This window comes from Amycolatopsis sp. lyj-109 (assembly GCF_046548995.1).
Classification (GTDB): domain Bacteria; phylum Actinomycetota; class Actinomycetes; order Mycobacteriales; family Pseudonocardiaceae; genus Amycolatopsis.
Window position 1 is genome coordinate 218,519 of the sequence record NZ_JAJPWR010000008.1, and the last position, 25,673, is coordinate 244,191.

A 25,673-nucleotide genomic window follows, 5' to 3' on the forward strand; every position below is an offset into this window, starting at 1 on the left:
CGTTTTCCACGCTACCGGTGACCACCGACAGTTTCCGGCCCGGAGTCCCCGGCGAGCCCACCCGGCAGCTCAGCCAACGTCTTGAATGAGTCATTCAGGACCTCCGAAGCCCTGAATGACTCATTCAAGACACCGCGGCCACACCGGCGCCGCCGAAACCGCCCCCTTCGGGCCCGCCCTCGACTTTGCCGGGCCCGAAGGGGGCGGTTTGCGGAACGGCTCCGCTCAGCTGCGGTTGGCGTTCTTCTTCGCCGGCGCCGAGGCTTCCGGAGTGCCGAGCCGGCCGGAGGCCCACTCCGTCACCCGGCGGGCCACGTCCTGCGCCGTCAGGCCGATCCGCCCCAGCACCTCGTCGCGGCTGCCGTGGTCGTGGAACGACTGGGGCACCGCCAGGTCCCGCAGCGGCACATCGCACTCCGCGTCGCGGAACAGGGCCGCCAGAGCCGAGCCGAAACCGCCGTGGCGGCCGCTGTCCTCGACCGTCACCACCAGCTTGTGCTGCGCGGCCAGCGCGACCAGCTCCGCCGGCACCGGCAGCACCCAGCGCGGGTCCACCACCGTCACGCCGATGCCCTGGTCGGCCAGCCGGTCCGCGGCCGCCAGCCCCAGGGTCGCGAACGCGCCGACCGTCACCAGCAGCACGTCCGCGCCGTCGGCCGGGCGGCGCAGCACGTCGACCGTGCCGATCCGCTCGACCGCCGTCACGTCCGTGCCGACCTTGCCCTTCGAGAACCGCAGCGCCGTCGGCCCGTCGGACACCGCGACCGCCTCGCGCAGCTCCTCGCGCAGCGTCGCCGGGTCGCGCGGGGCGGCCACCCGCATGCCCGGCACCATGCCGAGCAGCGAGAGGTCCCACATGCCGTGGTGGCTCGGCCCGTCCGGCCCGGTGATGCCGGCCCGGTCGAGCACCAGCGTCACCGGCAGGCGGTGCAGCGCCACGTCCATCAGGACCTGGTCGAACGCGCGGTTCAGGAACGTCGAGTAGATCGCGACCACCGGGTGCAGCCCGCCCATCGCGAGCCCGGCGGCCGAGGTGACGGCGTGCTGCTCGGCGATGCCGACGTCGTACCAGCGGTCCGGGAACGCGTCGGCGAACTTGTCCAGCCCGGTCGAGCGCAGCATCGCCGCGGTGATCGCGACGACGTCCTCACGCTCGGCACCGATCGCCGCCAGCTCGGAGCCGAACACACCGGTCCAGCTGGGCCCCTTAACCGGCGGCAGGCCGGTCTCCGGGTCGATCGGGTCGGTCTGGTGCATCTGGTCGTGCTCGTTGTTCACCGCGGGCGCGTAGCCGTGGCCCTTCTCGGTCACCACGTGCACGATCACCGCGCCGCCGAACGCCTTCGCGCTGTGGAACGCCTTCTCCAGCGCGACCTGGTCGTGGCCGTCGACCGGGCCGAGGTACTTCAGGCCGAGGTCGGAGAACATCGCCTGCGGGCTCAGCGCGTCCTTCAGCCCGGCCTTCGCGGCGTGCAGTGCGGCGTAGATCGGCTTGCCGACGACCGGGGTGTGCTTGAGGATCTCGCGGCCGCCGTCGAGCAGGCGCTCGTAGCCGGGCTGCAGGCGCAGCGCCGCGAGGTGGTCGGCCAGGCCGCCGATGGTCGGCGAGTACGACCGGCCGTTGTCGTTGATCACGATGACGACCGGGCGGTCCCGGTGCGCGGCGATGTTGTTGAGCGCCTCCCAGCACATGCCGCCGGTGAGCGCGCCGTCGCCGACGACGGCGATCGCGTGCCGCCCGCCGCCGGCCAGCGCGAACGCCTTCGCCAGACCGTCCACATAGGACAGGCCGGACGACGCGTGGCTGCTCTCCACCCAGTCGTGCTCACTCTCGGCGCGCGACGGGTAACCGGTGAGCCCGCCGGTCTGGCGCAGCAGGTCGAACCCGTCCGCGCGACCCGTGACGAGCTTGTGCACGTACGCCTGGTGACCGACGTCCCATACGATCGCGTCACGCGGCGAGTCGAACACGCGGTGCAACGCCAGGGTCAGCTCGACGACGCCGAGGTTCGGCCCCAGGTGGCCGCCCGCACGGCGGACCTTGTCGACGAGGAAGTCCCGGATCTCGGCGGCCAGTTCGCCGAGGTCCTCGACACTCATGCGTTTCAGGTCCGCCGGTCCGCTCACGGACTCCAGCATCGTCACTCGTCTCCACCTCACTCGCTCGGTTCCGGCCAGTCTACGGAGACCCGCCAGAGTGGGGCCGCAGGCCGCGTCGGGCGTCACAACCGGAGCGCGACCGCAGGTCAGCAGGCGGGGTGAACCTCGTCTCGCCGCGTCGCTGTGGCGGTCACGCCGCGTGGCCACGAGAACGGACCGCATGGCGGATTTCTTCATCGGCGGCGAATGGGTGGACGCGGTGGACGGCGCCCGGCGGGAGATCCGCTGCCCGGCCGACGGTTCCCTGGTCGCGACGGTCGCCGAGGGCACCGCCAAGGACACCGAGGCCGCCATTGCGGCGGCGCGCCGGGCGTTCGACACCGGCCCGTGGCCCGGCACGCCCGCACACCTGCGCGGCGACCTGCTCCTGCGCACGGCGGACCTGCTCGATCGCGACGCGGAGGCGTTCGCCCGCGCCGAGTCGCTCGACACCGGCAAACGCCTGGTCGAGAGCCGGTACGACATGGCCGACATCGCGGCGTGCCTGCGCTACTTCGGCAAGCTCGCGGCGCAGGACGCCGGGCGCGTCGTCGACACCGGCAACCCGGACGCGTTCAGCCGGATCGTGCACGAGCCGGTCGGCGTCTGTGGGCTGATCACGCCGTGGAACTACCCGCTGTTGCAGACCGTGTGGAAGATCGCACCGGCGCTGGCCGCGGGCAACACGTTCGTGCTCAAGCCCAGCGAGCTGACCCCGCACACCGCGATCCTGTTCCTCAAGCTGCTCACCGAAGCCGGCCTGCCGCCGGGCGTGGGAAACCTGGTGCTGGGCGCGGGCGCCGAAGCCGGTGCGCCGCTGGCGTCGCACCCGGACGTCGACCTCGTGTCGTTCACCGGCGGCCTGGCGACCGGGAGGACATCGCCGCGGCGGCGGCCGCCACGGTCAAGAAGGTGGCGCTCGAGCTGGGCGGGAAGAACCCGAACGTGGTGTTCGCCGACGCCGACTTCGAGACCGCGGTCGACTACGCGCTGACGGCGGTGTTCCTGCACTCCGGCCAGGTGTGCTCGGCGGGCGCGCGGCTGATCGTGCAGCGCGAGTGGCACGACGAGTTCGTCGCCGAGCTGGTGCGCCGCGCCGAGCGGATCCGCCTGGGCGGCCCGTTCGACGCGCAGGCGGAAACCGGCCCGCTGATCTCGGCGGCGCACCGGGCGAAGATCGAGGCGTACGTGGCCGCCGCGCTCGCCGAGGGCGCGGTGCTGCGCACGGGTGGCCGCCGCCCGGACGACCCGGCGCTGCAGGACGGCTTCTACTACCTCCCGACCATCCTCGACCAGGTGAAACAGGGTTCGTCGGCGGTGGTCGACGAGTCGTTCGGCCCGGTGCTGACGGTCGAGACGTTCACCGACGAGGACGACGCGGTCCGCATCGCCAACGACACGCACTACGGCCTGGCCGGCGCGGTGTTCACCCAGGACGCCGGGCGCGCCCAGCGCGTGGCGGGCCGGCTGCGCCACGGAACGGTGTGGATCAACGACTTCCACCCGTACCTGCCCCAGGCCGAGTGGGGCGGCTACAAGCAGTCCGGGTTCGGCCGCGAGCTGGGCCCGACGGGGCTGGCCGAGTACACCGAAACCAAGCACATCTACCAGAACCTGCGGCCGGCACCGCAGCGCTGGTTCTCCGGCTGAAAGCCGCCTTATGCTGCGTCCACGGCGACGCAGGGGAGGCCGGAGTGGACCAGCAGCGACCGCGGAAGCGGCTCCGGGGCCCTCGGGCCGTCGTGGTGGGAGCGGCCGGGCTCGGCGTGATCGCCGGGCTGACGCTCCGGACGGCCGAGTATCCGGGGGTGCTGCCGCCGGGAACGCCGGACCCGGAGCTGGACCTGACCCTACGGCTGGTGTGCGCGGCGGCGGTGCTGATCGCGGTGACGCTGGCGTACCTGACCTTCGCCCGCCACCAGGACGAGCCGCTCGCCATGGCGTGCCTGCCGGGGATCGTGGTGACGGGAGTGATCCTGCGGCACCTGGTGGTGACGCTGCCCGGAGTGACGCGCATCCAGCCGGCGGCGCGGGTGGTCCCGGGAGCCGGAGCGTGGGTGCTGCTGGTGTCGGGCGTGGCGATGACGGCTACCGGTCTCGCGGCGGCGTTCGCGGTGCGCCGGGCAGGCTGAGCGGCCGCCTCCCCTTCCCCCGGAGGTCTTGAATGACTCATTCAGGACCTCCGAGGTCCTGAATGAGTCATTCAAGACACTCGGGGAGGCGCTGGCCGGTCACCGCCTTCCGGCCGAGGAAAGCCGCCAGGCGGTCGGCCGCCGTCGCGTCCGGGGGCGGCGGGACCTCTGGACCGAACGGCCCGCCCGGCTGCCGCGGCGTCGCACCGAACCGGGAGCGCCACTGCTCCAGCGCCCGGGAGGCCAGCTCGGGTGCCAGGTCCGTGGGCTGCCCGGTCGCGTCCGCGATGTCCCAGCCGTGGGCCAGGTACTCGTTCACCCGCATGTGGACCAGGAACACCCCGGGCACCTCACCGAGCGGCGTCGTCACCTGCCGCGAGAACAGCCCGGGCGCGGCCAGTACCGCCCGGGCCGACGCCACCGACGCGGCGAACGCCTCGGCCGGCGAAGTGCCCGGCGAAGTGTCCGGTGCCCCACCCAGGTAGTCGCCGTCCGGGGCCGGTGGGCCCGTTCCCGCCCAGAACGCCACTTTCGCGTTCCCGTGCGCCAGGTGGTTCACCACCGCGCGCACATCCCAGTCCAGGCACGCCGTCGGGAGCGCCCACTGGTCGGCACGGACCGCGGTGACCAGGCCGGTCACCGTCGAAGCTGCGAGGTCGAAGTCGTCGAGAGCAGTCATGGCACACAGTGTGCCGACCACCACCGACAGTTTCCGGAAGGAGCAGGAAGGCGGGTCAGGAAAGCAGCGCGACGCACTCCACGTGGTGGGTCATCGGGAACGCGTCGAAGGCCCGCAGGTCCGTCAGCGAATACCCGTGGGACGCGAAGGTCGCCACATCGCGCGCCAGCGCCGCCGGGTCGCAGGCCACGTACACGATCCGGTCCGGGGCGCCCGCCACGATCGATTCCACGACCGCCTTGCCCGCCCCCTTGCGCGGCGGGTCCAGCACGACCACGTCGACCGGCTTGGGCGCCGACTCCAGCACGTGCTCCACGCGCCCGGCGCGCCACGAAACCTGCGGCAGGTCCGCGAGGTTGTGCTCGCCGTCGGAGACCGCGCGCCGGCCGGACTCGACCGCCAGCACCCGGCCCGATGCACCGACCTGGGTCGCCAGCACCGACGCGAACAGCCCGACCCCGGCGTAGAGATCCCAAGCCGTGCCGCCGGAAGGCGCCTCCGCCCACTCCCCCACGACCGCGGCCAGCGTCGACGCCGCCGCCGGGTGGACCTGCCAGAAACCGTGCGCGTCGAGGCGCCAGTCGCGGCCCGCCGCGTGCTGGACCGCGACCCCGCCGGTCAGCTGCCGCGCTCGGACCTTCCCGCGCACCGTCGACAGCTCCCGGACGTGGACGCCGCCGTCGCCGTCCTGGGTGACCTCCAGCTCGCTGCCCGGCCGCCAGCGCCGCGCCAGGACGTCGTCGAGCTCGCCGGGGACGGCGATCGGGCAGTCCTCCAGGGCCACCACCCGGTGACTGTGGTGGGCGCGCAGCCCGGCGCGCCCGTCGTGCCCGGCGACCAGCCGGACCCGGCTGCGCCAGTCCAGCGGCCCGCCGTCGAGGGCCTCCACGACGACGTCCCGCTCGATCCCGGCCAGCCGCTGCAGCTGCTCGGCCACCACCGCCGCCTTCAGCGAGCGCTGGTAGCCCGGGTCGGCGTGCTGCCAGTCGCAGCCGCCGCAGCCACCCGGAACGGCCAGCGGGCACGGCGGCGGAACCCGGTGCGGCGACGGGTCGAGCACCTCGACGGCGTCCCCGCGGCAGAACGCACCGCCGTTGTCCTCGGTGACTTCGACGCGAACCTGCTCGCCCGGCAGCGCGTGCCGGACGAACACGACCCGCCCGTCCGCGCGGGCGACGCAGTGCCCGCCGTGCGCCACCGCGCCGACCTCGACCTCGAGGACGCGACCCAGCCAGCTCGTCATTCGGCCCGCTCCTTCGGTTTCGGTGCCGCGATCGGCTTCCCGTTGGGCGAGAACCCGCGGCGGACGTCGCCCGCGGCGGGGCGCTCGGTGCGGACGCGCGCGGCCGCCTTGGCCGAGGACTCCAGCTGCCACGGCACGCTCGCCACGATCACGCCGGACTGGAACAGCAGCCGGCCCTTGAGCCGCAGCGCGCTCTGGTTGTGCAGCACCTGCTCCCACCAGTGCCCGACCACGTACTCCGGGATGAACACGGTGACCACGTTGCGCGGATTGTCACCGCGCACGCGCTTCACGTAGTCGAGAACGGGCTTCGTGATCTCGCGGTAGGGCGATTCGACGACCTTCAGCGGCACCTTGAAGTTGTGCGCGTCCCATTCGGCGGTGAGCCGGCGCGTGTCCGCATCGTCCACATTGACCGTCACGGCTTCGAGGACGTCCGGGCGCATCGCCTTGGCGTAGGCCAGCGCGCGCAGCGTCGGACGGTGCAATTTGGACACCAGCACGATCGCGTGGTTGCGCGACGGCAGCACGGTCGGGGTGTCGCCGAGCTCCTTCAGCTCGTCGGCGACGCGGTCGTAGTGCCGCCGGATCGCCGTCATCAACGCGAAGATGGCCACCATCGCGGCGATCGCGATCCACGCGCCGAGCAGGAACTTGGTGATGAGCACGATCACCAGGACGGTCGCGGTCATCGTCAGGCCGATGGCGTTGACCGTCTGCGAGCGCCGCATCCGCCGCCGCTTGGCGGGGTCGGTTTCCTTGGCCAGCAACCGGTTCCAGTGCCGGATCATGCCCGCCTGGCTCACCGTGAACGACACGAACACGCCCACGATGTAGAGCTGGATGAGCCGGGTCACCTCGGCGTCGAAGGCGATGATCAGCACCAGCGCGAAGGCGGCCAGGAACAGGATCCCGTTGGAGAACGCCAGCCGGTCGCCGCGCGTGTGCAGCTGGCGCGGCAGGTAGCGGTCCTGGGCCAGGATCGAGCCCAGCACCGGGAAGCCGTTGAACGCGGTGTTCGCGGCCAGCAGCAGGATGATTCCGGTGGAGAAGGAGATGTAGTAGAAGGCCGGCGGGAAGTCGGCGAACACCGCGTGCGCGATCTGCGCCACGATCGTCTTCTGCTCGTAGCCGGCGGGCGCGCCTTCGAGCTGCCGCGCCGGGTCTTCGGCGAACTTGACGTCGGTGATCGTGGCCAGCGTGATGATGCCGACCAGCATGGTGACCGCGAGCACGCCCATCAGCAGCAGCGTGGTGGCCGCGTTCTTCGACTTCGGCTTCTGGAACGCCGGGACGCCGTTGCTGATCGCCTCCACCCCGGTCAGCGCGGCGGCGCCGGAGGAGAACGCCCGCAGCACCAGGAACGCGTACCCGACGCCCGCGAAGGTGCCTTCGGCGGTCAGCGTGAACCCGGCGCTCTCGGCCTTCATCTCGGTGCCGGTGGCGGCTTGTACCAGGCCCCACGCGACCATCACGAGGATGCCGATGATGAACCCGTAGGTCGGGATCGCGAAGGCCTTGCCCGACTCGCGGATGCCGCGCAGGTTCAGCGACGTCAGCACGACCACGATGACGATCGACGCGAGCACTTTGTGTTGCGCGACCCACGGGACCGCCGAGCCGATGTTGGCCACACCGGACGAAGTGGACACCGCGACCGTGAGCACGTAGTCGACCAGCAGGGCACTGGCCACGGTGAGACCGAACTTGCCGCCCAGGTTCGTGTTGGCGACCTCGTAGTCGCCGCCACCGCTCGGGTAGGCGTGCACGTTCTGCCGGTACGAGGCGACGACGACCAGCATGACCAGGGCGACCATGATGCCGATCCACGGCGCGAGCGCATACGCGGACAACCCGGCCACGCTCAGTGTCAGGAAGATTTCTTCCGGGGCGTAGGCGACGCTGGAGAGCGCGTCCGACGCGAAGATCGGCAGCGCGATGCGCTTGGGCAGCAGCGTGTGGGCCAGCCGGTCACTGCGGAACGGACGTCCGAGTACCAGGCGTTTCAGCACGGTCGGGAACTTCGACACCACGGAAGCGTAACGGGCGAGGGGCACGGTAGGTTCGGCGCTGGTAGGTAGGGGTGGCAACGGACGGGTAACCGCCGAGGAGGAGGCAGGGCGTGCACGTGGTGATCATGGGATGCGGCCGGGTCGGCGCGTCCCTGGCCGCGGCGCTGGAGCGGCTCGGCCACGAGGTGGCCGTCATCGACAAGAACCAGCAGGCGTTCCGCCGGCTCGGCAGCGACTTCCACGGCCAGCAGGTCGTCGGCGTCGGGTTCGACCGCCGGGTGCTGATCGAAGCCGGCATCGAGCGGGCCGGTGCGTTCGCGGCGGTGTCCAGCGGCGACAACTCGAACATCATTTCGGCCAGGGTCGCGCGCGAGAACTTCGGCATCGAGCACGTCGTCGCGCGCATCTACGACCACAAGCGCGCGGCCGTGTACGAGCGGCTGGGCATCCCGACGGTCGCGACCGTGCCGTGGACGACCGACCGGTTCCTGCGCTCCCTCCTGCCGGACGGCGTCGCGTCGGCGTGGCGGGACCCGTCGGGCAACGTGGCGCTGCTGCAGCTGCCGCTGCACGAGGGCTGGGTCGGGCATTCGGTGAAGTCGCTGCAGGAGGCGACCGGCGCGCGGGTGGCGTTCATCATGCGCTTCGGCACCGGGGTGCTGCCCGACACCAGGACGGTGCTGCAGGCCGACGACGTCGTGTGGGTGGCCGCGCGTTCCGGCACCGTCACCGACGTCACCAGTGTGGCCCACCGCGAACCGGAGGATGAGGCATGAGGGTCGCGATTGCCGGCGCCGGGGCGGTCGGCCGCTCCATCGCCGCCGAGCTGATCGACGGCAGGCACCAGGTGATGCTCATCGAGCGCGAGGCCGACCAGTTCGAGCCGCACGCCGTCGAGCAGGCCGACTGGGTGCTCGGCGACGCCTGCGAGGTGTCGATCCTGGAGGAGTCCGGGATCGAGCAGTGCGACGTCGTCATCGCCGCGACCGGCGACGACAAGGCGAACCTGGTGGTTTCGCTGCTGGCCAAGACGGAGTTCGCGGTGCGGCGCGTGGTGGCCCGGGTGAACAACCCGGCCAACGAGTGGCTGTTCACCGACGCCTGGGGCGTCGACGTGGCGGTCTCGACCCCGCGGATGCTCGCGGCGATGGTCGAGGAGGCGGTCAGCGTCGGCGACCTGGTGCGGCTGATGACGTTCCGCCAGAGCAACGCGAACCTGGTCGAGCTGACGCTGCCGGCGGAGACCCCGCTGGCCGGGAAACCGGTGAGCGACCTGTCGCTGCCGCGAGACTCCGCGCTGGTGACGATCCTGCGCGGCGACCGGGTGATCGTGCCGCAGCCGGAGGACCCGCTGGAGCCGGGTGACGAGCTGCTGTTCGTGGCGACCGCGGACGTCGAACCGGAGATCCGGACGGCGCTGGGCTACTAGCGCCCCAAGGCGGCCTTGGTTGCGTCTCACGCACCGAAGGCCGCCTTGGGTGCGTCAGACGCACCGAAGGCCACATTGGGGCGCGCGGGATCAGGCTTCCGGAGTCGCGTACTTCTCGCGCAGCCGGGCTTCGACCTCCGCGTCCGTCTCCGGCGCGGGCTCCTCGTCCGCCAGCGCCTTCAGGCGCTTGTCCGACCGCCGGACCGCCCACACGACGACCAGCAGGCCCAGCGCGTACAGCGGGTACCCCATCGCGATCTTCGCGAAGGCCAGCCAGCCGGTGTAGTCCTCCTGGTAGAGCCACCGCTGCACGACGAATCGGGCCGCGAAGATCGCCGCCATGGCCAGCGTCGCGACGTCGTAGCCGTAGCGGGACGGCTTGTCCTTGCGCCACGCCTGGCCGGTGCCGTTGAGCAGGTTCCAGATCACGCCCGCGATCGGCCGGCGCACCACCACCGACAGCACGAAGATGCCGCAGTAGATCAAGCTCGCGTAGATCCCGAACAGGAAAAAGCCCTTCGCCGACCCCGTGCGGTAGGCGATGAACGCCGCGATCGCGACGCCGAAGAAGCCGGAGATCGCCGGCTGCAGGGGCTCCTTGCGGACCACCCGCAGCACCGTGATGGCCACCGCGCTGCCTACCGACGTCCAGATGGCCGCGGTCAGGCCGAAGAACGCGTTCGCCAGCACGAAGACGATCACCGGCACCGACGAATAGATCAGGCCGGACACCCCGCCCATCTGCTCGAGCAGGGTCGGCTGCGGCTCTTCCGAGTCGGTCTTCTTCTCGGTCGGGGCGGGTGTCGGGGTGGGTTCAGTCACGATAGGTGATCAACTCACTGGGCTCTGGAGCTCGTAATAGGGGTTGTACAGCACCTTCTGGCCGTCACGCTCGGCCATCCGGCCGCGCACCTTGATCGTCCGGCCAGGCTCGATGCCCGGGATCCGGCGGCGGCCGAGCCAGATTAGCGTCACGCCCTGTGTCCCGTCGAACAGCTCGGCCTCCAGCGTGGCGGCCTCGTTGGTCGGGCACAGTTCGACGCTGCGGAGCCGCCCCATCACGGTGACCTCTTCGCCGGAGCGGCAGTCACAGGCCCGCTGCGCCCCTTCGGCGCCCGACCTCATCGACATTTCGTCGGCGTCGAGATCCTCGACGTCGCTGGTCAGCTTGCGTACCAACCGGCTGAAGTAGCCGCCGTCTTTGGCGGACATAGGTGCTCCTGTGCTCCGGGGCCCCCGACGTGGTTGTTTGCGGCCCGTGCGAATTCCAGCGTACTGCGGTCCCCGCCAGGGAAACGCCTTTGCGCAAAGATCGCAACGTGACGTCCGCAATCAGAGTTCCCGTCGCGGTGCTGCTGCCCGGCACCGGCTCGGACGAGGTGTTCGTCCGCGCCGTCTTCGAACGGCCCCTGCGCGCCCTCGGTGTCCCGCTCATCGCGCCACCCCCGCCCCCAGGCGCGGCGCTCGCCGACGGCTATCTGGCGGCCCTCGACGCGCTCGCGGACGAGCACGGCGAACTCCTCGTCGGGGGTATCTCCTTCGGCGCCCACCTCGCCGCGGAGTGGGCGGTCCGCCACCCGGCCCGTTGCGGGGGCCTGCTGGCCGCGCTCCCGGCCTGGAACGGCGTCCCGGGCCTGGCACCCGCGTCGCTGGCCGCGACGCTGACGGCGGATCTGGTGGCCGGTTCCGGCGTCGACGCGGCGCTGGCGCAGACCGAAGGCAGCCCGGGCTGGCTGCGGGCGGAACTGGACCGGGCGTGGCGGCGGCACGGCGACGGGCTGGCGGCCGGCCTGCGCGTCGCGGCGAACCGCCCGTCTCCCACCCTCGGCGAGCTCGCGGACCTGGCTGTCCCGGCCGGGATCGGGACGTGCACCGACGATCCGATCCACCCGACGAAAGTCGCATCGGAGTGGGCGGGCGCACTCCCCCGCGCGGCCCTCGGCGAGACGACGCTCACGGCGCTGGGCGCGGACCGCGAGTCCCTCGGCCGGGCGACCGTCCTCGCTTTCCTGCAGGCCCTGCGAAAGCCGTGAAGGCCACCTTCAGGAAGTACAAGTTCCTCAAGGTGGCCTTCACGAGCTTGGGACGATCAGCCTTGCTCCTGCTGGGCCGCGATGTGCTCGGCGACCGCCTCGGGCAGCGTGATGGTCAGCGGGGTCCGGACCGGCATGGGCGCATCGCCGCGGTCGACGATGGTCCGCCGGACGATCTCGCGCAGCACCTCGACCGCCGCCGCGGCCTCCGACTGCGGGCCGGCGATGACGCCGCGCAGCATCCAGCGGGGCCGGTCGACGCCGACGAAGCGCAGCGCGACGTCGTTGATGATGGCCGAGATCTCCAGGCCCCACACGCCGCGGCCGATGGTGACCTTGGCGCCGTCGGCCCGCAGCTGCTCGGCCAGCTCGGAGCTGACCTCGCCCCACAGCCCGCCCGAGCGCGGCGCGGCGTACGCGCTGACCGTGATCTGGCCCTGCTCGGTCACCACGTGCACCGCGCGCACGCCCCCGGCCTCCGGGTCCATCTCGACCTGGACCTGGGAACCGTCGGGCACCGGCACCTTCACCGAGCCGAGGTCGATCCGCGGGATGCCGTCGTCGTCGAAGTCGGCCACGTCGAACGGGCCGTCGGAGACGTCCGAAAGTTCCCCTTCGTCCTCGTACGCCTCGTCCTCGAAAGTGTCGTCGGCCTCGGGCGCGGCGTGCCGTCCGGCGGACCCGCCCTCGGTCCGCCGCTTGCGTCCGAAAATCCCCACTACTTCTCCGTTCCTTCCCCCGTGGCGGCGCTCGCGGCGAGCGCCGGTGCTCCCAGTGTGGCGTGTCCACCCGTGGAGCCGTAGCCTCCGTCGCCCCGCTCGGTCGCGTCGAGCCGGTCGACCTCGACGAACTCGGCGTGCTCGACCCGCTGCACGACCAGCTGGGCGATGCGGTCGCCGCGCGTCAGCTCCAGCGGATGCACCGGGTCGTGGTTGATCAGGCAGACCTTGATCTCGCCGCGGTAGCCCGAGTCGATCGTCCCCGGGGTGTTCACCACGGAGAGGCCGGCCCGGGCGGCCAGACCGGACCGAGGGTGGACGAACCCCGCGTACCCGGGCGGGAGCGCGATCGCGACGCCGGTGCCGACGACACCGCGTTCCCCGGGTCCGAGCACGATATCCGAGGTGGTGACGAGATCGGCGCCCGCGTCGCCCGGTCGGGCGTAGGCGGGCAGCGGGACATCCGGATCGAGCCGGGAGAGGAGTACCTGAACGCTGGACACGGGCGGCGAGATTACTCTCTACCCGTGGGTGAATCAGCGAAGACGGCCGCGAACGCCGCGGTGCAGCACTCCGAACGGCTCTACGTCCCGTGGTGGGGCTGGCCGCTGCCGGTGCTGGGGGCGGTCCTGCTCGCGGCCGAGATCGACCTCGGGTACCCGGGGATCCGGGCGTGGCTGCCGTACGTGATCGCGTTGCCGGTCGTCGTGGCGCTGCTGCTGTCGCTGGGCCGGTCGAAGGTCCGGATCACCGGCGGTGACGAGCCGGAACTGTGGGTCGGCGACGCCCACCTGCCGCTGCGGTTCGCCGGCGAGGTGGAGGTCTTCGACAAGGAAGCCAAGCGCAAGGCCCTGGGGCGCGACGGCGACCCGGCCGCCTACGTGCTGCACCGCGGCTGGGTCGGCCCGGTCGTGAAGGTGCACCTCACCGACGCGAACGACCCGACGCCGTACTGGCTGTTCAGCACCCGGCACCCGGAAAAGGTCGCCGAGCTGCTCAAAGCCGGCTGAAGCCCGGCGCCCGGACATGGGAAGGGGGCCGGCCTGCCGGCCGGCCCCCTTGTCCCCAGCGCGCTTCGAGCCTCCCCCTCACTGCCGGTCGGGCAGTGTCCTCGAGGCTCTCCGTCGCGTCTGTTCGTCCCCTGTGTCCGAGAACCCCTCTGCGCTTCTCAGGCGCAGTCGCGGCAGATCAGGCGTCCGCCGTTGTCCTCGGCCAGCCGGCTGCGGTGGTGCACCAGGAAGCACACGGAGCAGGTGAATTCGTCCGCCTGCTTCGGCACCACCTTCACGGTCATGTCCTCACCGGAAAGCCCGGAGAGGTCGGCACCCGGCAGCTCGAAGTTCTCGGCGGTCGCGTCCTCGTCGACGTCGACGACGCCGGACTGGTTCTCGTTCCGCCGGGCCTTGAGCTCCTCCAACGAGTCTTCGGCCAGCTCGTCGGCTTCGCTGCGGCGCGGAGCGTCGTAGTCGGTAGCCATGTGTCCCTCACCCCTGCGATCAGCTTGTGTAGTCGATTTCCCGGACTCCCGGATGCGCCCGGAAGTCCGCCGTGCCGCTGGTCAACGTTCCAGGGCCCCTGTTTGTGCCCGACGGCCGAAGTGACCGAGGTCTCTTCTTTTCGGGCCTCTTCCTGCGGCCGGAGCCCGGGAAGGGTAGCTCACCGCTGTCCGGGTTCTGCAACGAGTCAGACATTGCCGGGGAATCGTCACCCGACAGGGGGAACCTGCAGGTAAGACGCGTTGTCGTCCGTTGGGGTTGCCCGCAGGTGGAGAACTTCACGCGCGACCTCTGTCCGCTTGCCCCCGCCGACCCCGGCGTGGTGCGATCGCTGCCACGGGGATCGGTCCGGCTGGGGCCCGGTACCGCAGGCAGGACACGGGAACCCACGGGGTGACCCGGGACGACGCGAGCCGGTCGCAGCGCCTAGGCTGATCGGCCTCGGCGGTGCCCGGTACGCACGGCCGGTTTCGGTGTTCGGGAAGGGACGGGCAGGTGGCGTCGGGGAACGGCATCGGGGACCGTGGGACGCGGCCGTATCGCAAGCACAAGCCGCTGCCGGCGCTGATCGTCATCGGCGTGCTCGCCGTGGGCGCGATCGTCGTCTGGGTGAACGCCGCCATCGGCAAGGGTGACGTCGACGAGGCCGTCAAGTGCGACCCGCCCGCGAGCCCGCCGCCGGGCGTCACGTTCAGCACCCTGCCCCACAACGCGCTCGACGACCGCGCGCCCATCCCGCCGGACAAGGTCGCCTACCGGGTCCTCAACGCCTCGGGCAGCCGCGGCCAGGGCGGCATCACCACCACGGCGCTGCGCGAGCTCGGCTTCACCAGCGCCGCCGAACCGGCCAACGACCCGGCGTACGAGAACCGCGAGGCCAAGTGCCGCGGCCAGATCCGCTTCGGCGAGAACGGCGTCACCGCGGCCCGGACGCTCAGCCTGGTGGTGCCGTGCGCCGAGCTGGTCCAGGACAACCGCAAGGACGCGAGTGTCGACGTGGTGACGGGCACCCTCTTCGGCGACCTGCGGCCGCGTGCCGAGGCGCGGCAGATCATCACGCAGCTCGCGGACTGGTCCAAGGCGCACCAGGGTGGCGGCGGCAACGAGCAGTCGGCGGGCGCGAAGGCACCGGTGGTGGACCAGACGCTGCTGGCCTCGGCCCGCGACGCGGCCTGCTGACCCTGCGCCGAACACCCGGCCGCGGGGGCGCCCCCCGATTTCCACGCTACCGGAGGGCACCGACAGTTCTGGTCGCCGAAGGTCTTGAATGACTCATTCAGGACCTCGGACGTCCTGAATGAGTCATTCAAGACCCTCCGGACCCGCGCGAAGGGGGCCGGCTCGCGAGTCAGCCGGACCGCTCAGACCTCCGCCGCCCCGCAGTCGGTCAGCACCTTCCGCAGCGGGTCCGCGATCGACGGCGCCGCCGCGTACGTCGCGTCCGCGCCCAGCTCCGGCGCCGTCCCCGGGAGCGACACCTCCGCGCCCGCCTCGGCCGCGATCAGTGCCCCCGCCGCCCAGTCCCAGCGGTTGAGGCCGTGCTCCACGTACGCGTCCAGCCAGCCCGCCGCCACCGCGCACAGGTCCAGCGACGCCGCCCCGTTGCGGCGGATGTCCCGGACCTGCCCCAGCAGCTCCGCCGCGAACCGCGACTGCCGCGTCCGCCGCTCGCGCGAATACGCGAAACCGGTTCCGACCAGCGTCACCTCCAAACGCTCCGGCGCCGACACCGCCAGCCGCCGTCCGTCGAGGTACGCGCCTTGCCCGCGGGCCGCCGACCACACCCGGCCGCTCGCCGGCTCGACCACCGCTCCGGCCACCGACTCGCCGCCGACCTGCGCGGCCACCGAGACCGCGAACCACGGCAGCCCGTAGAGGAAGTTGACCGTCCCGTCGATCGGGTCGACCACCCACGTGACGCCGTCGCCCGCGGCACCACCGCCTTCCTCGCCCAGCACCGGCTCGCCCGGCCGCAGCGCCGCCAGCCGATCCCGCACCAGGCGTTCGGACTCGTGGTCCACCGCGGTCACCACGTCGGTGGCCCCGGACTTGGTGCCCACGGCCACCGACCGGCCCTCCGCCATACCCGTCCAGGCCTCGCGGACCAATGCGGCGGCTTCCGTCGCGACCTGCACCGCGACGCTTTTCAGCAACGTCTCGTCAACTCCCACGTCCGACATGTCACCACATCCGGTTAAAGTCTCCGAGGCAGGCTTCTGAATCGTGCGAGAAGGGACCACGTCCGTGGTGGAGGCGACCCGCCGAGGTTTCGGCATCGACATCGGCGGCAGCGGGATCAAGGGCGCCTTGGTCGACCTGGACTCCGGCCAGCTCATCGGCGACCGGATCCGGATCGAGACGCCGAAGCCGTCCACGCCGTCGGCGGTGGCGGACGTCGTGCACGACGTCGTCACGCAGGCGGGCTGGGACGGCCCGGTCGGCGTCACGCTGCCCGCGGTCGTCAAGAAGGGCGTCGCGCACACCGCCGCCAACATCGACAAGCAGTGGATCGGCACCGACGCCGACGCGCTGTTCGCCAAGCGGCTCGGCCGCAGCGTCGATCAGATCGCGATGCTCAACGACGCCGACGCGGCGGGCATGGCCGAGATCCGCTTCGGCGACCCGGTCGCGCGCAAGGGCGTGACCGCGCTGCTCACCTTCGGCACCGGCATCGGCAGCGCGGTGTTCCAGGACGGCAAGCTCGTCCCCAACACCGAATTCGGCCACCTCGAGATCGACGGCCACGACGCCGAGAAGCGCGCGGCCGCTTCGGTGAAGGACAACGAGGGGCTCTCCTACCCCGAATGGGCCAAGCGCGTGCACCGTTACCTGACCGTGCTGGAGAACCTGATCTGGCCCGACCTGTTCATCGTCGGCGGCGGGGTCAGCAAGAAGGCCGAGAAATGGGTGCCGCTGCTGGACATCCGCACTCCGGTGCTGGTGGCGAGCCTGCAGAACAACGCCGGGATCGTCGGCGCCGCGGCCGCCGCGACGGAGGGCATCGAGCACTGATTCGGCGCTGAGGGTGATCGCTTCGCACCGCATGCGCGTACCGTCGTTACAATGGAACACGGCCCACGGCTGCGGAGGTCAAAACCGCAGGCCGAGGCGTGATCCCCGAATGTGAGGCAGCAGTGGCCCCAGGCCGTTGCTCGTCGTGATCGACCGCTGCGAAAGGGCGTAAGTGGCAGCCGCAAGAACCGCAACCCGAGGCGGGACGAAGACAGCGACCGCAGCCGGCGAGCCGGCCGAAGAGGCAGCCACCGGGACGGCGAAGCCTGCGGCCCGCAAGACCACCACGGCCAAGAAGGCCCCGGCGAAGAAGGCTCCGGCGAAGAAGCCCGCCACCAAGGGCGCGAAGACCGAAGACGGCGAGCCCGACGGTCCCGAGCTCGAGGAAGACGAACTGGGTACGCCCGACCTGTCGGACCTGGAAGAGGTCGAGGTCGACGTCGTCGACGAGACGGTCACCGAAGAACCGGACGCCGACTCGGCCGACGACGACGATGACGACGAGGAGTCGGACGAGGAGACCCCGGCTCAGCGGCGTCGCGGGGCGGCGGCCGACAAGGCCGCGGCCAAGAGCGACAACCCGGACTTCGTCTGGGACGAGGAGGAGTCCGAGGCGCTGCGCCAGGCGCGCAAGGACGCCGAGCTCACCGCGTCCGCCGACTCCGTGCGTGCCTACCTCAAGCAGATCGGCAAGGTCGCGCTGCTGAACGCGGAGGAGGAGGTGGAGCTGGCCAAGCGGATCGAGGCCGGGCTCTACGCCGCCGAGCGGGTGCGCACCGCCGAGGAGGAGGGCGAGAAGCTCGTCACCCAGATGCGCCGCGATCTCAAGTGGATCGTGCGTGACGGCGAGCGCGCCAAGAACCACCTGCTGGAAGCGAACCTCCGGCTCGTGGTCTCGCTGGCCAAGCGCTACACCGGTCGTGGCATGGCGTTCCTGGACCTGATCCAGGAGGGCAACCTCGGCCTGATCCGCGCGGTGGAGAAGTTCGACTACACCAAGGGCTACAAGTTCTCGACGTACGCCACGTGGTGGATCCGCCAGGCGATCACCCGCGCGATGGCCGACCAGGCCCGCACCATCCGCATCCCGGTGCACATGGTCGAGGTCATCAACAAGCTCGGCCGCATACAGCGCGAACTCCTGCAGGACCTCGGCCGCGAGCCGACGCCCGAGGAGCTCGCGAAGGAAATGGACATCTCCCCGGAGAAGGTCCTGGAGATCCAGCAGTACGCGCGTGAGCCGATCTCGCTCGACCAGACGATCGGCGACGAGGGCGACTCGCAACTCGGTGACTTCATCGAGGACTCCGAAGCGGTCGTCGCGGTGGACGCGGTGTCGTTCACGCTGCTGCAGGACCAGCTCCAGTCGGTGCTGCAGACGCTGTCCGAGCGCGAGGCGGGCGTGGTCCGGCTGCGCTTCGGCCTCACGGACGGCCAGCCGCGCACGCTCGACGAGATCGGCCAGGTGTACGGGGTGACCCGGGAGCGCATCCGGCAGATCGAGTCGAAGACGATGTCGAAGCTGCGTCACCCGTCGCGGTCCCAGGTCCTGCGCGACTACCTGGACTGAGATTGTTCGTTACGGAAACCCCGCCACCGGCTCACGGTGGCGGGGTTTCCGTTGTTCAGGGCCGTCCGGTGAGCGTCGTCCACGGGACGTGCACGACCACGCGGTCCCGCAGCTGCTCGTTGATCAGCCACAGTTCGCCCGTGGCCGGCCAGTAGGACAGGTTCTGGCTGTTCACCGGTGCCTGCCCGGCCAGCCTCGACGTCGACGCGCCGCCGACGCCGCCGTGCAGGCACGACGGGTGATCGCCCGCCACTCCCGCGTATTCCGGACAGACGCCCGTCAGCACGAAGTAGCCGTCTCGCGACACCGCTCCCTGCATTCCCCACACCGGCGACGAGAAGCCCGCCACCGCGTGGACCAGTCCGTCGGACGACGTCTTGAGCCCGCCCGAGGCCGCGTCGAACGGCCAGCGCAGGATCCGGCCGCCCGCCGCGGACGGGACGTGCTCGGCCGTCACGAACGTCGAATCGGTGTGGTCGAACGACAACGTCGACAGGCAGGGACGCACGTCGGTCGCCGTCGTGCACGCGCCGCCGCCCGGGTACCAGTACGCGCCGATCTGCGGCATCGCGTAGTCGTAGAACGCCGCATGGTACTTGCCGCCGGTGCCCAGGCCGACCGTCCCCGCGCCGGCGTCGACCTTCCAGAAGTGCGTCGTGTCGAAGACGCGGATCAGGCCGCCGGTGGTCGCCACGAACAGGCGGTTGCCGACCCAGGTCAGGCCGTGCCCGTGGCCGGTGACGACCCGGAAGTCCGTGCCGGAGGTCGGTTCCACCAGCAGGACGTGCCGGTAGCCGAGCCCGTTCGCGTCCACAAAGGACAAACGGACCATCGTGTCGCCCGGGGTGTGCCACGACGTCGCGACGACGCGCTTGCCGCCCACGGTTCCGGTCGCCGGGTCCGCGTCGCCCGAGCCGGTGAGGCCCTGCGGGATCCAGTCGTTGGTCTGGTCGTCGTTTGCGTTCTCCCAGCAGAAGCCCGCGGGCTTCAGCGCCGTGGCCAGGTAGGTGCCGTGGCAGAGCGGACGGGCCTTCCGGTTGGTGTCGGCGAGCAGCGAGCCGAGGCCCCGCGGCGGGAGTTTCGCGTCCAGGGCGGCGATCCGGGCGCCGTAGGCGGTGAAGGTGTCCCCCGCGGTGAGCCGGAAGCCGTCGACGGTCGCCGCGTCCAGCCGGGGGAAGTTCGCCGCCGCCTGAGCCGTCGAGGTGAGGCCGAGCAGGAGCAGCGCCACGAAGCCGATCAGGAATCGCATGGCGGCAGCGTGCCCGCCGCGCGTACACGACCGGTACAAGTCAGGGCACGGCCAGCCCGCGCTCCCGTAGCGACTGCTCGACGCGCAGGCGTTCGATCTCCCGGTCCATGCCCTCGGGCAGTTCCCCGAGCCGGTGCGGGACGCCGATCTGGCGGCAGGCCACGGTGAGGAGTTCGTCGTACGCCTGCCGGGTGCCGAGCCGGCGCGCGGCCGGCGTCCCCGACGGGTAGCCGGCGAGCAGCCGGTGCACCCGCCGCAGGTCCGCGGCGACGCGTTCGATCGGCGGACCTTCCGGCTGCGGCGACGTGCGTTTCTCGCGGATCCGTTCGACCAGCTTCGGCACGCGCAGCGCGCACCAGAACAGCACCGTGGGAGCGAGGCACACCACGGCGAAGAGAATCAGGTTCGCGAGGACGCCACCGGAGCCGTCCATCCCCCGATGGTAAGCCCGCGGGAAGCCCAGCGGCCTCCCTTCGGCACCAGGGAGGGCACTTTCACGTGAAAGTGCCCTCCTTGGCGGCGGGTCACGGGAGATCCGGGGCCGGTGGGGTTTCTTCGACGAGCCAGAGGACTCCGGACGGGGGGAGCTGAAGGACCGCGGAGGCCGGCTGGCCGTGCCACGGCTCCTCCGTCGCCTCCACCGCGCCCAAGTTGCCGACCCCGGATCCGCCGTAGGCCTCGGCGTCGGTGTTGACGACCTCCAGCCAGCGACCCGCCGAAGGCAGGCCGACGCGGTAGTCGTGGTGCGGGACCCCGGCGAAGTTGGCCACGCAAGCCAGCCGCGAGCCGTCGGCACCGATGCGGAGGAAGCTCAGCACGTTGCCGCTCGAGTCGTTCGCGTCGATCCAGGCGAAGCCGTCCGGGGAGGTGTCCTGGCTGTAGAGCGCCGGCGACGACCGGTACACCGTGTTCAGCGACCGCAGCAGTTCCCAGACGCCGAGGTGCAGCGGCTCGTCCATCAGGTGCCAGTCCAGCGACCGCTGCTCCGACCACTCCCCCGGCTGCCCGAACTCGCCGCCCATGAACAGCAGCTGCTTGCCCGGGTGCGCCCACATGAACGCCAGCAGCGACCGCAGGCCGGCCGCCTTGTTCCAGGCATCACCCGGCATCCGGCCCCACAGCGATCCCTTGCCGTGCACCACTTCGTCGTGCGACAGCGGCAGCATGAAGTTCTCGCTCCACGCGTACACCAGCGAGAACGTCATCTCGTTGTGGTGGTAAGCCCGGTGAATCGGCTCGTGCGAGAAGTACCGGAGCGTGTCGTGCATCCAGCCCATGTTCCACTTGAAGCCGAACCCGAGCCCGCCGAGGTGCGTCGGACGCGTGACACCCGGCCACGCCGTCGACTCCTCGGCCACCATCACGACACCCGGGTGTCGCTTGTAGACGGTCGCGTTGAGCTCCTGCAGGAACCGCACCGCGTCGAGGTTTTCCCGCCCGCCGTACTGGTTGGGCAGCCACTCCCCGTCCTTGCGGGAGTAGTCGAGGTACAGCATCGACGCGACGGCGTCCACGCGCAGGCCGTCGAGGTGGAACTCGTCGAGCCAGTACAGCGCGTTGGCGACCAGGAAGTTGCGGACCTCGTTGCGGCCGAAGTCGAACACGAGCGTGCCCCAGTCGGGCTGCTCGCCGCGGCGCGGGTCCGCGTGCTCGTACAGCGCGGTGCCGTCGAACTTCGCCAGTGCCCAGCTGTCCTTCGGGAAGTGCGCCGGCACCCAGTCCACGAGCACGCCGATCCCCCGCTGGTGCAGGCGGTCGACGAAGTAGCGGAAGTCGTCCGGCGAGCCGAAGCGGGACGTCGGCGCGTAGTACGACGTCACCTGGTAGCCCCACGAGCCGCCGAACGGGTGCTCCGACACCGGCAGCAGCTCGACGTGCGTGAACCCGGTTTCGACGAGGTAGTCGCCCAGCTGGTCGGCCAGCTCCCGGTAGTCCAGGCCGGGCCGCCACGAACCGAGGTGGACCTCGTAGACGCTCATCGGCGCCGCGGCCCACTGGGTCGCTTCCCGGGTGGCCACCCACTCGTCGTCGTCCCACAGGTACGCCGAGCTGGTGACGACCGACGCGGTCGCGGGCGGCTGCTCGGTGGCGAACGCCATCGGGTCGGCCTTTTCGTGCCAGTTGCCGTCCGCGCCGAGGATCCGGAACTTGTAGCAGCTGCCGACGCCGACGCCGGGCGCGAACAGCTCCCAGACCCCGGAGGAGCCGAGCGAGCGCATCGGGTGCCCCCGCCCGTCCCAGCCGTTGAAGTCGCCGATCACGCGGATGCCGCGGGCGTTCGGCGCCCAGACCGCGAACGACGTCCCCTCGACGACCCCGTTCGGGGTCTCGTAGGACCGGAGGTGCGCGCCGAGCGCTTCCCAGAGCCGCTCGTGCCGTCCCTCGCCGATCAGGTGCAGGTCCAGCTCGCCCACCGTGGGCAGCCAGCGGTACGGGTCGTCGGCGACGACGGTGTGCCCGTCGTACTCGATCTCCAGCCGGTAGTCGCCGGGGTGCTCGGGCACGGCGACGGCGAACAGCGCGTCGATCACCGGCTCCATCGGGTAGCGGTTCGAGCCCGCGCAGAGCGTGACGCCCTTCGCGCCGGGCAGCAGCGCCCGGGCGGCGAAGCCGGTGCCGACCGCGTGCACGCCCAGCACCGAGTGCGGGTCGTGGTGGGACCCGGCGAGCAGCCGGTCGATGTCCGCGGCCGGCGGGGCCGCGGCCGGGAGGCCTTCGGGAGCCGCGTTCACGATGTCGTCCCTCCGCTAGTGATCCGGGCGATCGAGGCGAGCGGCACGCCCAGCCAGTCCGGCCGGTTCGCGTGCTCGTAACCCACCTCGTAGACCGCCTTGTCCAGTTCGAAAGCGCGCAGCAGCTCGCCCTGTTCCCGGGGGTCCGCCGCGATCGCGGCGTAGCCCTCGCAGAATGCCGCCCGGTTGCGCTCCGACCATTCGTGGGCGCGCTCGGCCAGCGCCGGCTCGTCCGGCTGGCCGACCAGCATCTGCTGGGCCGCGTAGTCGAACGACCTCAGCATGCCCGCCACGTCACGCAACGGCGAGCGGAGCGCGTGGCGTTCCTCGACCGGGGCCGCGGGCTCGCCCTCGAAGTCGATCAGCAGCCAGCCGCCGACCGTCCGCAGCACCTGACCGAGGTGCAGGTCGCCGTGGATGTACTGCATGGTCACCGAACCGGTGGGCAGCGTGCTCAGCTTCTCGAACGCCGCCCGCAGCTTCGGGGCGTGCTGGGCCAGCTCCGGCACCCGCGCGGCGATCGTGTCGAGCCGCTCGAGCATCGCCTTCGCCGAGCGTTCCAGCTCGTCGGCGTCGACCGGCTCGGTGCCCAGGGCCTCGGCCAGGTCCGCGTGCACCTCGGCGACGGCGCGCCCGAGCCGCTCGGCCTCGCCCGCGAAGTCGCCGCCGACCTCCCCGGCGTGCAGTTCCGGCGCCGCCATCAGGTCGCGGACGCTGGTGGTGGCCATCGCCCAGCCGTCGACCGCGTCCGAGACGAACTGCTGCAGCATGCCGACCGTGGTCGGCTCGCCGTCCAGGTCGCCGGTGATCGAGCCGAGCACCGGCGCGATGTGCTTGCTGCCCACCCCCTGCAGCGCGCGGTGCAGCAGCAGGTCCTTGTTCTTGCCCGGCGACAGCTTCCGGAACAGCTTGAGGATGTACTGCCCGCTGTAGACCAGGGACGTGTTGCTCTGCTCCGACGTGATCGGCCGCGCCCGCAGGCCGGTCTCCAGCTCCACGCCGGGCTCGTGCTCGAAGACCAGCGACCCGACCTGGTCCTCGCGGGCCATCAGGTCCAGCAGCACGCCGGTGACGTCCAGATCGCCGGACGCCTCGTAGGCGTTGAGGTCACCGACCGCCCCGATCCAGCTGGTCGAGGCGATCTCCGGCGGGTGCGTCCGCCGGCCCACCAGCAGCTGGTAGGGCTCGCGCCGGTCGTCCTGGGCGACCTCGACGACGACATGCAGCAGCTGCGGATCGCCGGACACCAGCTCGGTCACGCCGAGCGTGCGGACGCCGGTCACCGGCCGGTCCTTGCCGGCGAACCACCGCTGTTCCGGCAGCCAGCGCTTCAGGTCGCCGGTCAGTTCGTCGACCAGCTCTCGCGGGTCGGACAAGGGACTCACCTCGCTTCGCCTTCGTCTCCCGGGCTCGTCAGCTGGAACCAGTAGAAGCCGTGCCCGGGCAGCGTCAGCAGGTACGACAGGTCCCCGATGCTGGGGAACCGCACGCCGCCGGTGAGCTCCACCGGCGTGCACCCGCGGTGCGCGGACAGATCCAGCTCCACCGGCTGCGGGAACCGGGAGAGGTTGTTCACGCAGAGCACGACGTCTTCGCCGCCGTCCGGGCGCCGCCACTGTCGCTTGTAGGCCAGCACGCTCGGATTGGACCCGCCCAGGTCGATGAACTCGCCTTCGGCGAAGGCGTGGTGCTCCTTGCGCACCTCGATCATCCGCCGGGTCCAGTTGAGCAGCGACGACGCGTTGTTCGACTGCGCCTCGACGTTCAGGCCCTGGTAGCCGTACACCGGGTCCATGATCACCGGCAGGTAGATCCGGCCCGGGTCGCAGGAGGAGAACCCGGCGTTGCGGTCCGGGGTCCACTGCATGGGGGTGCGCACCGCGTCGCGGTCGCCGAGCCAGATGTTGTCTCCCATGCCGATCTCGTCACCGTAGTACAAAACGGGCGAGCCCGGCAGCGACAGCAGCATCGCGGTGAAGAGCTCCTGCTGGTTGCGGTCGTTGTCCAGCAGCGGGGCGAGCCTCCGGCGGATGCCGATGTTGGCCTTCATCCGCGGGTCCTTGGCGTACTCCGCGTACATGTAGTCGCGCTCGTCGTCGGTGACCATCTCGAGGGTCAGCTCGTCGTGGTTGCGCAGGAAGATGCCCCACTGGCTGCCGCTGGGGATCTCCGGGGTCTGGGTCATGATCTCCGAGATCGGGAACCGCGATTCGCGCCGCACCGCCATGAAGATCCGCGGCATCAGCGGGAAGTGGAACGCCATGTGGCACTCGTCGCCGCCGACCGCCGGGTCGCCGAAGTACTCGACGACGTCGGAGGGCCACTGGTTGGCCTCGGCCAGCAGGATCCGGCCCGGGTACTCGTCGTCGACGACCTTGCGGCAGCGCTTGAGGAACTCGTGCGTGCGCGGCAGGTTCTCGCAGTTGGTGCCCTCCTGCTCGAACAGGTACGGCACGGCGTCCAGGCGGAACCCGTCGATGCCCAGGTCCAGCCAGAACCGCAGGGTGTCGATCATCGCGTTCTGGACGTCGACGTTCTCGAAGTTCAGGTCGGGCTGGTGGGAGAAGAACCGGTGCCAGTAGAACTGGCCGCGCACCGGGTCGTACGTCCAGTTCGACGTTTCCGTGTCGACGAAGATGATCCGGGCGTCGGCGTAGCGCGAGTCGTCGTCGCTCCACACGTAGTAGTCGCCGTAGGGCCCGTCGGGGTCGCTGCGGGACTGCTGGAACCACGGGTGCGCGTCCGAGGTGTGGTTGAGGACCAGGTCGGTGATGACCCGGATGCCGCGCCGGTGCGCTTCGTTGAGCAGGAAGACGAAGTCCTCGACGCTGCCGAACTCCGGCAGCACCGCGCGGAAGTCACTGATGTCGTACCCGCCGTCACGCAGCGGCGAGGCGTAGAACGGCGGCAGCCACAGGCAGTCGATGCCCAGCCAGGCCAGGTAGTCCAATCTCCCGGCCAGGCCGCGCAGGTCACCGGTGCCGTCGCCGTTGGAGTCGGCGAACGCGCGCACCAGCACTTCGTAGAACACCGCGCCCTTGAACCACTCCGGGTTGCTCGGCGCCTGCTGCGCCGACCGGAAGTCCCCGGCCTGGGGTTCCACCAGCATGCCGTCCGCGGTCATCGCCTCGCCGGTGTGCGGCACGCCCTCCAGCCCCAGTGCGGCTGCCGCCGCGTCGCGGCGCGCGTCGGGCCGGACCTCATCCGCCATGAATTCCACCTCGTCCC

General features: G+C 71.2%; 23 protein-coding genes and 1 pseudogene. 9 read left to right on the forward strand and 15 right to left on the reverse strand.

The window, feature by feature from the left end:
- Nucleotides 1-225: 225 nt before the first annotated feature.
- The gene (gene dxs / locus ACLJQF_RS20110) at nucleotides 226-2,145 is read right to left on the reverse strand and encodes a 1-deoxy-D-xylulose-5-phosphate synthase (protein ID WP_410610645.1); all 1,920 of its coding nucleotides are present in this window, start codon (nucleotides 2,143-2,145) and stop codon (nucleotides 226-228) included.
- A 175-nt stretch (nucleotides 2,146-2,320) separates the two neighbouring features.
- Between dxs and ACLJQF_RS20115 the strand changes: the two are divergent.
- Nucleotides 2,321-3,789 (forward strand): annotated as a pseudogene (locus ACLJQF_RS20115) (aldehyde dehydrogenase family protein).
- 44 nt (nucleotides 3,790-3,833) lie between these two features.
- Nucleotides 3,834-4,271, forward strand: coding sequence for a hypothetical protein (locus ACLJQF_RS20120; RefSeq protein WP_410610647.1), 438 nt, complete (start codon nucleotides 3,834-3,836; stop codon nucleotides 4,269-4,271).
- A 67-nt stretch (nucleotides 4,272-4,338) separates the two neighbouring features.
- Here ACLJQF_RS20120 and ACLJQF_RS20125 read toward each other — a convergent pair whose 3' ends face one another.
- Genes ACLJQF_RS20125 through ACLJQF_RS20135 form a run of 3 tightly spaced genes read right to left on the reverse strand, consistent with a single transcriptional unit; the run spans nucleotide 4,339 to nucleotide 8,223 of the window.
- Nucleotides 4,339-4,950 (reverse strand): TIGR03086 family metal-binding protein, encoded by a 612-nt coding sequence (locus ACLJQF_RS20125; protein ID WP_410610649.1) that lies wholly within the window; start codon nucleotides 4,948-4,950, stop codon nucleotides 4,339-4,341.
- Nucleotides 4,951-5,005: 55 nt separating this feature from the next.
- A complete protein-coding gene (locus ACLJQF_RS20130; RefSeq protein WP_410610650.1) occupies nucleotides 5,006-6,193 on the reverse strand; it encodes a class I SAM-dependent RNA methyltransferase in 1,188 nt (395 codons plus the stop codon).
- Nucleotides 6,190-8,223: an APC family permease gene (locus tag ACLJQF_RS20135; protein WP_410610652.1), complete on the reverse strand. Its 2,034-nt coding sequence runs from the start codon at nucleotides 8,221-8,223 to the stop codon at nucleotides 6,190-6,192. The genes ACLJQF_RS20130 and ACLJQF_RS20135 overlap by 4 nt, the downstream gene beginning before the upstream one ends.
- Before the next feature lie 92 nt (nucleotides 8,224-8,315).
- Here ACLJQF_RS20135 and ACLJQF_RS20140 point away from each other — a divergent pair, with 92 nt between their 5' ends.
- Nucleotides 8,316-8,981, forward strand: a complete 666-nt coding sequence (locus ACLJQF_RS20140) for a potassium channel family protein (protein WP_410610654.1) — start codon at nucleotides 8,316-8,318, stop codon at nucleotides 8,979-8,981.
- Entirely contained in the window at nucleotides 8,978-9,634 is a 657-nt protein-coding gene (locus ACLJQF_RS20145) for a potassium channel family protein (RefSeq protein ID WP_410610655.1), read from the forward strand. Before ACLJQF_RS20140 ends, ACLJQF_RS20145 begins: the two co-directional genes overlap by 4 nt.
- 90 nt (nucleotides 9,635-9,724) lie before the next feature.
- On the opposite strand, the gene ACLJQF_RS20150 is transcribed toward ACLJQF_RS20145, so the two are convergent.
- Nucleotides 9,725-10,375: a DUF3159 domain-containing protein gene (locus ACLJQF_RS20150; protein WP_410610894.1), complete on the reverse strand. Its 651-nt coding sequence runs from the start codon at nucleotides 10,373-10,375 to the stop codon at nucleotides 9,725-9,727.
- Nucleotides 10,376-10,465: 90 nt separating this feature from the next.
- Nucleotides 10,466-10,846 carry an OB-fold nucleic acid binding domain-containing protein gene (locus ACLJQF_RS20155; protein ID WP_003074944.1) on the reverse strand — a complete coding sequence of 127 codons (381 nt, stop codon included), beginning with the start codon at nucleotides 10,844-10,846 and terminating at the stop codon, nucleotides 10,466-10,468.
- A 107-nt stretch (nucleotides 10,847-10,953) separates the two neighbouring features.
- Between ACLJQF_RS20155 and ACLJQF_RS20160 the strand changes: the two genes are divergently transcribed.
- A complete protein-coding gene (locus tag ACLJQF_RS20160; protein ID WP_410610657.1) occupies nucleotides 10,954-11,667 on the forward strand; it encodes an alpha/beta fold hydrolase in 714 nt (237 codons plus the stop codon).
- Between the two features lie 56 nt (nucleotides 11,668-11,723).
- Here ACLJQF_RS20160 and ACLJQF_RS20165 read toward each other — a convergent pair whose 3' ends face one another.
- Both ACLJQF_RS20165 and dut read right to left on the reverse strand, forming a co-directional pair.
- Nucleotides 11,724-12,386, reverse strand: coding sequence for a DUF3710 domain-containing protein (locus ACLJQF_RS20165; protein ID WP_410610658.1), 663 nt, complete (start codon nucleotides 12,384-12,386; stop codon nucleotides 11,724-11,726).
- Nucleotides 12,386-12,889 carry a dUTP diphosphatase gene (gene dut / locus ACLJQF_RS20170; protein WP_410610660.1) on the reverse strand — a complete coding sequence of 168 codons (504 nt, stop codon included), beginning with the start codon at nucleotides 12,887-12,889 and terminating at the stop codon, nucleotides 12,386-12,388. Before dut ends, ACLJQF_RS20165 begins: the two co-directional genes overlap by 1 nt.
- 24 nt (nucleotides 12,890-12,913) lie before the next feature.
- Here dut and ACLJQF_RS20175 point away from each other — a divergent pair, with 24 nt between their 5' ends.
- Nucleotides 12,914-13,396 (forward strand): DUF3093 domain-containing protein, encoded by a 483-nt coding sequence (locus ACLJQF_RS20175; protein WP_410610661.1) that lies wholly within the window; start codon nucleotides 12,914-12,916, stop codon nucleotides 13,394-13,396.
- Between the two features lie 158 nt (nucleotides 13,397-13,554).
- Here the strand turns inward: ACLJQF_RS20175 and ACLJQF_RS20180 are convergent, their stop codons facing one another.
- Nucleotides 13,555-13,863, reverse strand: a complete 309-nt coding sequence (locus ACLJQF_RS20180; RefSeq protein ID WP_013224476.1) for a DUF4193 domain-containing protein — start codon at nucleotides 13,861-13,863, stop codon at nucleotides 13,555-13,557.
- A 514-nt stretch (nucleotides 13,864-14,377) separates the two neighbouring features.
- Here ACLJQF_RS20180 and cei point away from each other — a divergent pair.
- Nucleotides 14,378-15,061, forward strand: coding sequence for an envelope integrity protein Cei (gene cei / locus ACLJQF_RS20185; protein ID WP_410610662.1), 684 nt, complete (start codon nucleotides 14,378-14,380; stop codon nucleotides 15,059-15,061).
- A gap of 182 nt (nucleotides 15,062-15,243) precedes the next feature.
- Here the strand turns inward: cei and ACLJQF_RS20190 are convergent, their stop codons facing one another.
- Entirely contained in the window at nucleotides 15,244-16,062 is an 819-nt protein-coding gene (locus tag ACLJQF_RS20190; protein WP_410610664.1) for an inositol monophosphatase family protein, read from the reverse strand.
- A gap of 64 nt (nucleotides 16,063-16,126) precedes the next feature.
- Between ACLJQF_RS20190 and ppgK the strand changes: the two genes are divergently transcribed.
- Together ppgK and ACLJQF_RS20200 are read left to right on the forward strand one after the other, a co-directional pair.
- On the forward strand, nucleotides 16,127-16,894 hold the full coding sequence (ppgK, locus tag ACLJQF_RS20195) for a polyphosphate--glucose phosphotransferase (protein WP_410610896.1): 768 nt from the start codon (nucleotides 16,127-16,129) through the stop codon (nucleotides 16,892-16,894).
- A 172-nt stretch (nucleotides 16,895-17,066) separates the two neighbouring features.
- Nucleotides 17,067-18,464: an RNA polymerase sigma factor gene (locus ACLJQF_RS20200; protein WP_410610665.1), complete on the forward strand. Its 1,398-nt coding sequence runs from the start codon at nucleotides 17,067-17,069 to the stop codon at nucleotides 18,462-18,464.
- 55 nt (nucleotides 18,465-18,519) lie between these two features.
- Here the strand turns inward: ACLJQF_RS20200 and ACLJQF_RS20205 are convergent, their stop codons facing one another.
- The 5 genes from ACLJQF_RS20205 to treS all read right to left on the reverse strand — a co-directional run bounded on the left by ACLJQF_RS20205 (nucleotide 18,520) and on the right by treS (nucleotide 25,656).
- Complete coding sequence (locus ACLJQF_RS20205) at nucleotides 18,520-19,713, reverse strand: hypothetical protein (protein ID WP_410610666.1); 1,194 nt, start codon at nucleotides 19,711-19,713, stop codon at nucleotides 18,520-18,522.
- 40 nt (nucleotides 19,714-19,753) lie between these two features.
- Complete coding sequence (locus tag ACLJQF_RS20210; protein WP_410610668.1) at nucleotides 19,754-20,146, reverse strand: hypothetical protein; 393 nt, start codon at nucleotides 20,144-20,146, stop codon at nucleotides 19,754-19,756.
- Nucleotides 20,147-20,237: 91 nt separating this feature from the next.
- Nucleotides 20,238-22,445, reverse strand: coding sequence for a 1,4-alpha-glucan branching protein GlgB (gene glgB / locus ACLJQF_RS20215; protein ID WP_410610670.1), 2,208 nt, complete (start codon nucleotides 22,443-22,445; stop codon nucleotides 20,238-20,240).
- Nucleotides 22,442-23,821 carry a maltokinase N-terminal cap-like domain-containing protein gene (locus ACLJQF_RS20220; protein WP_410610672.1) on the reverse strand — a complete coding sequence of 460 codons (1,380 nt, stop codon included), beginning with the start codon at nucleotides 23,819-23,821 and terminating at the stop codon, nucleotides 22,442-22,444. The genes glgB and ACLJQF_RS20220 overlap by 4 nt, the downstream gene beginning before the upstream one ends.
- Nucleotides 23,822-23,826: 5 nt before the next feature.
- Nucleotides 23,827-25,656, reverse strand: coding sequence for a maltose alpha-D-glucosyltransferase (gene treS / locus ACLJQF_RS20225; RefSeq protein WP_410610673.1), 1,830 nt, complete (start codon nucleotides 25,654-25,656; stop codon nucleotides 23,827-23,829).
- Nucleotides 25,657-25,673 lie beyond the last annotated feature (17 nt).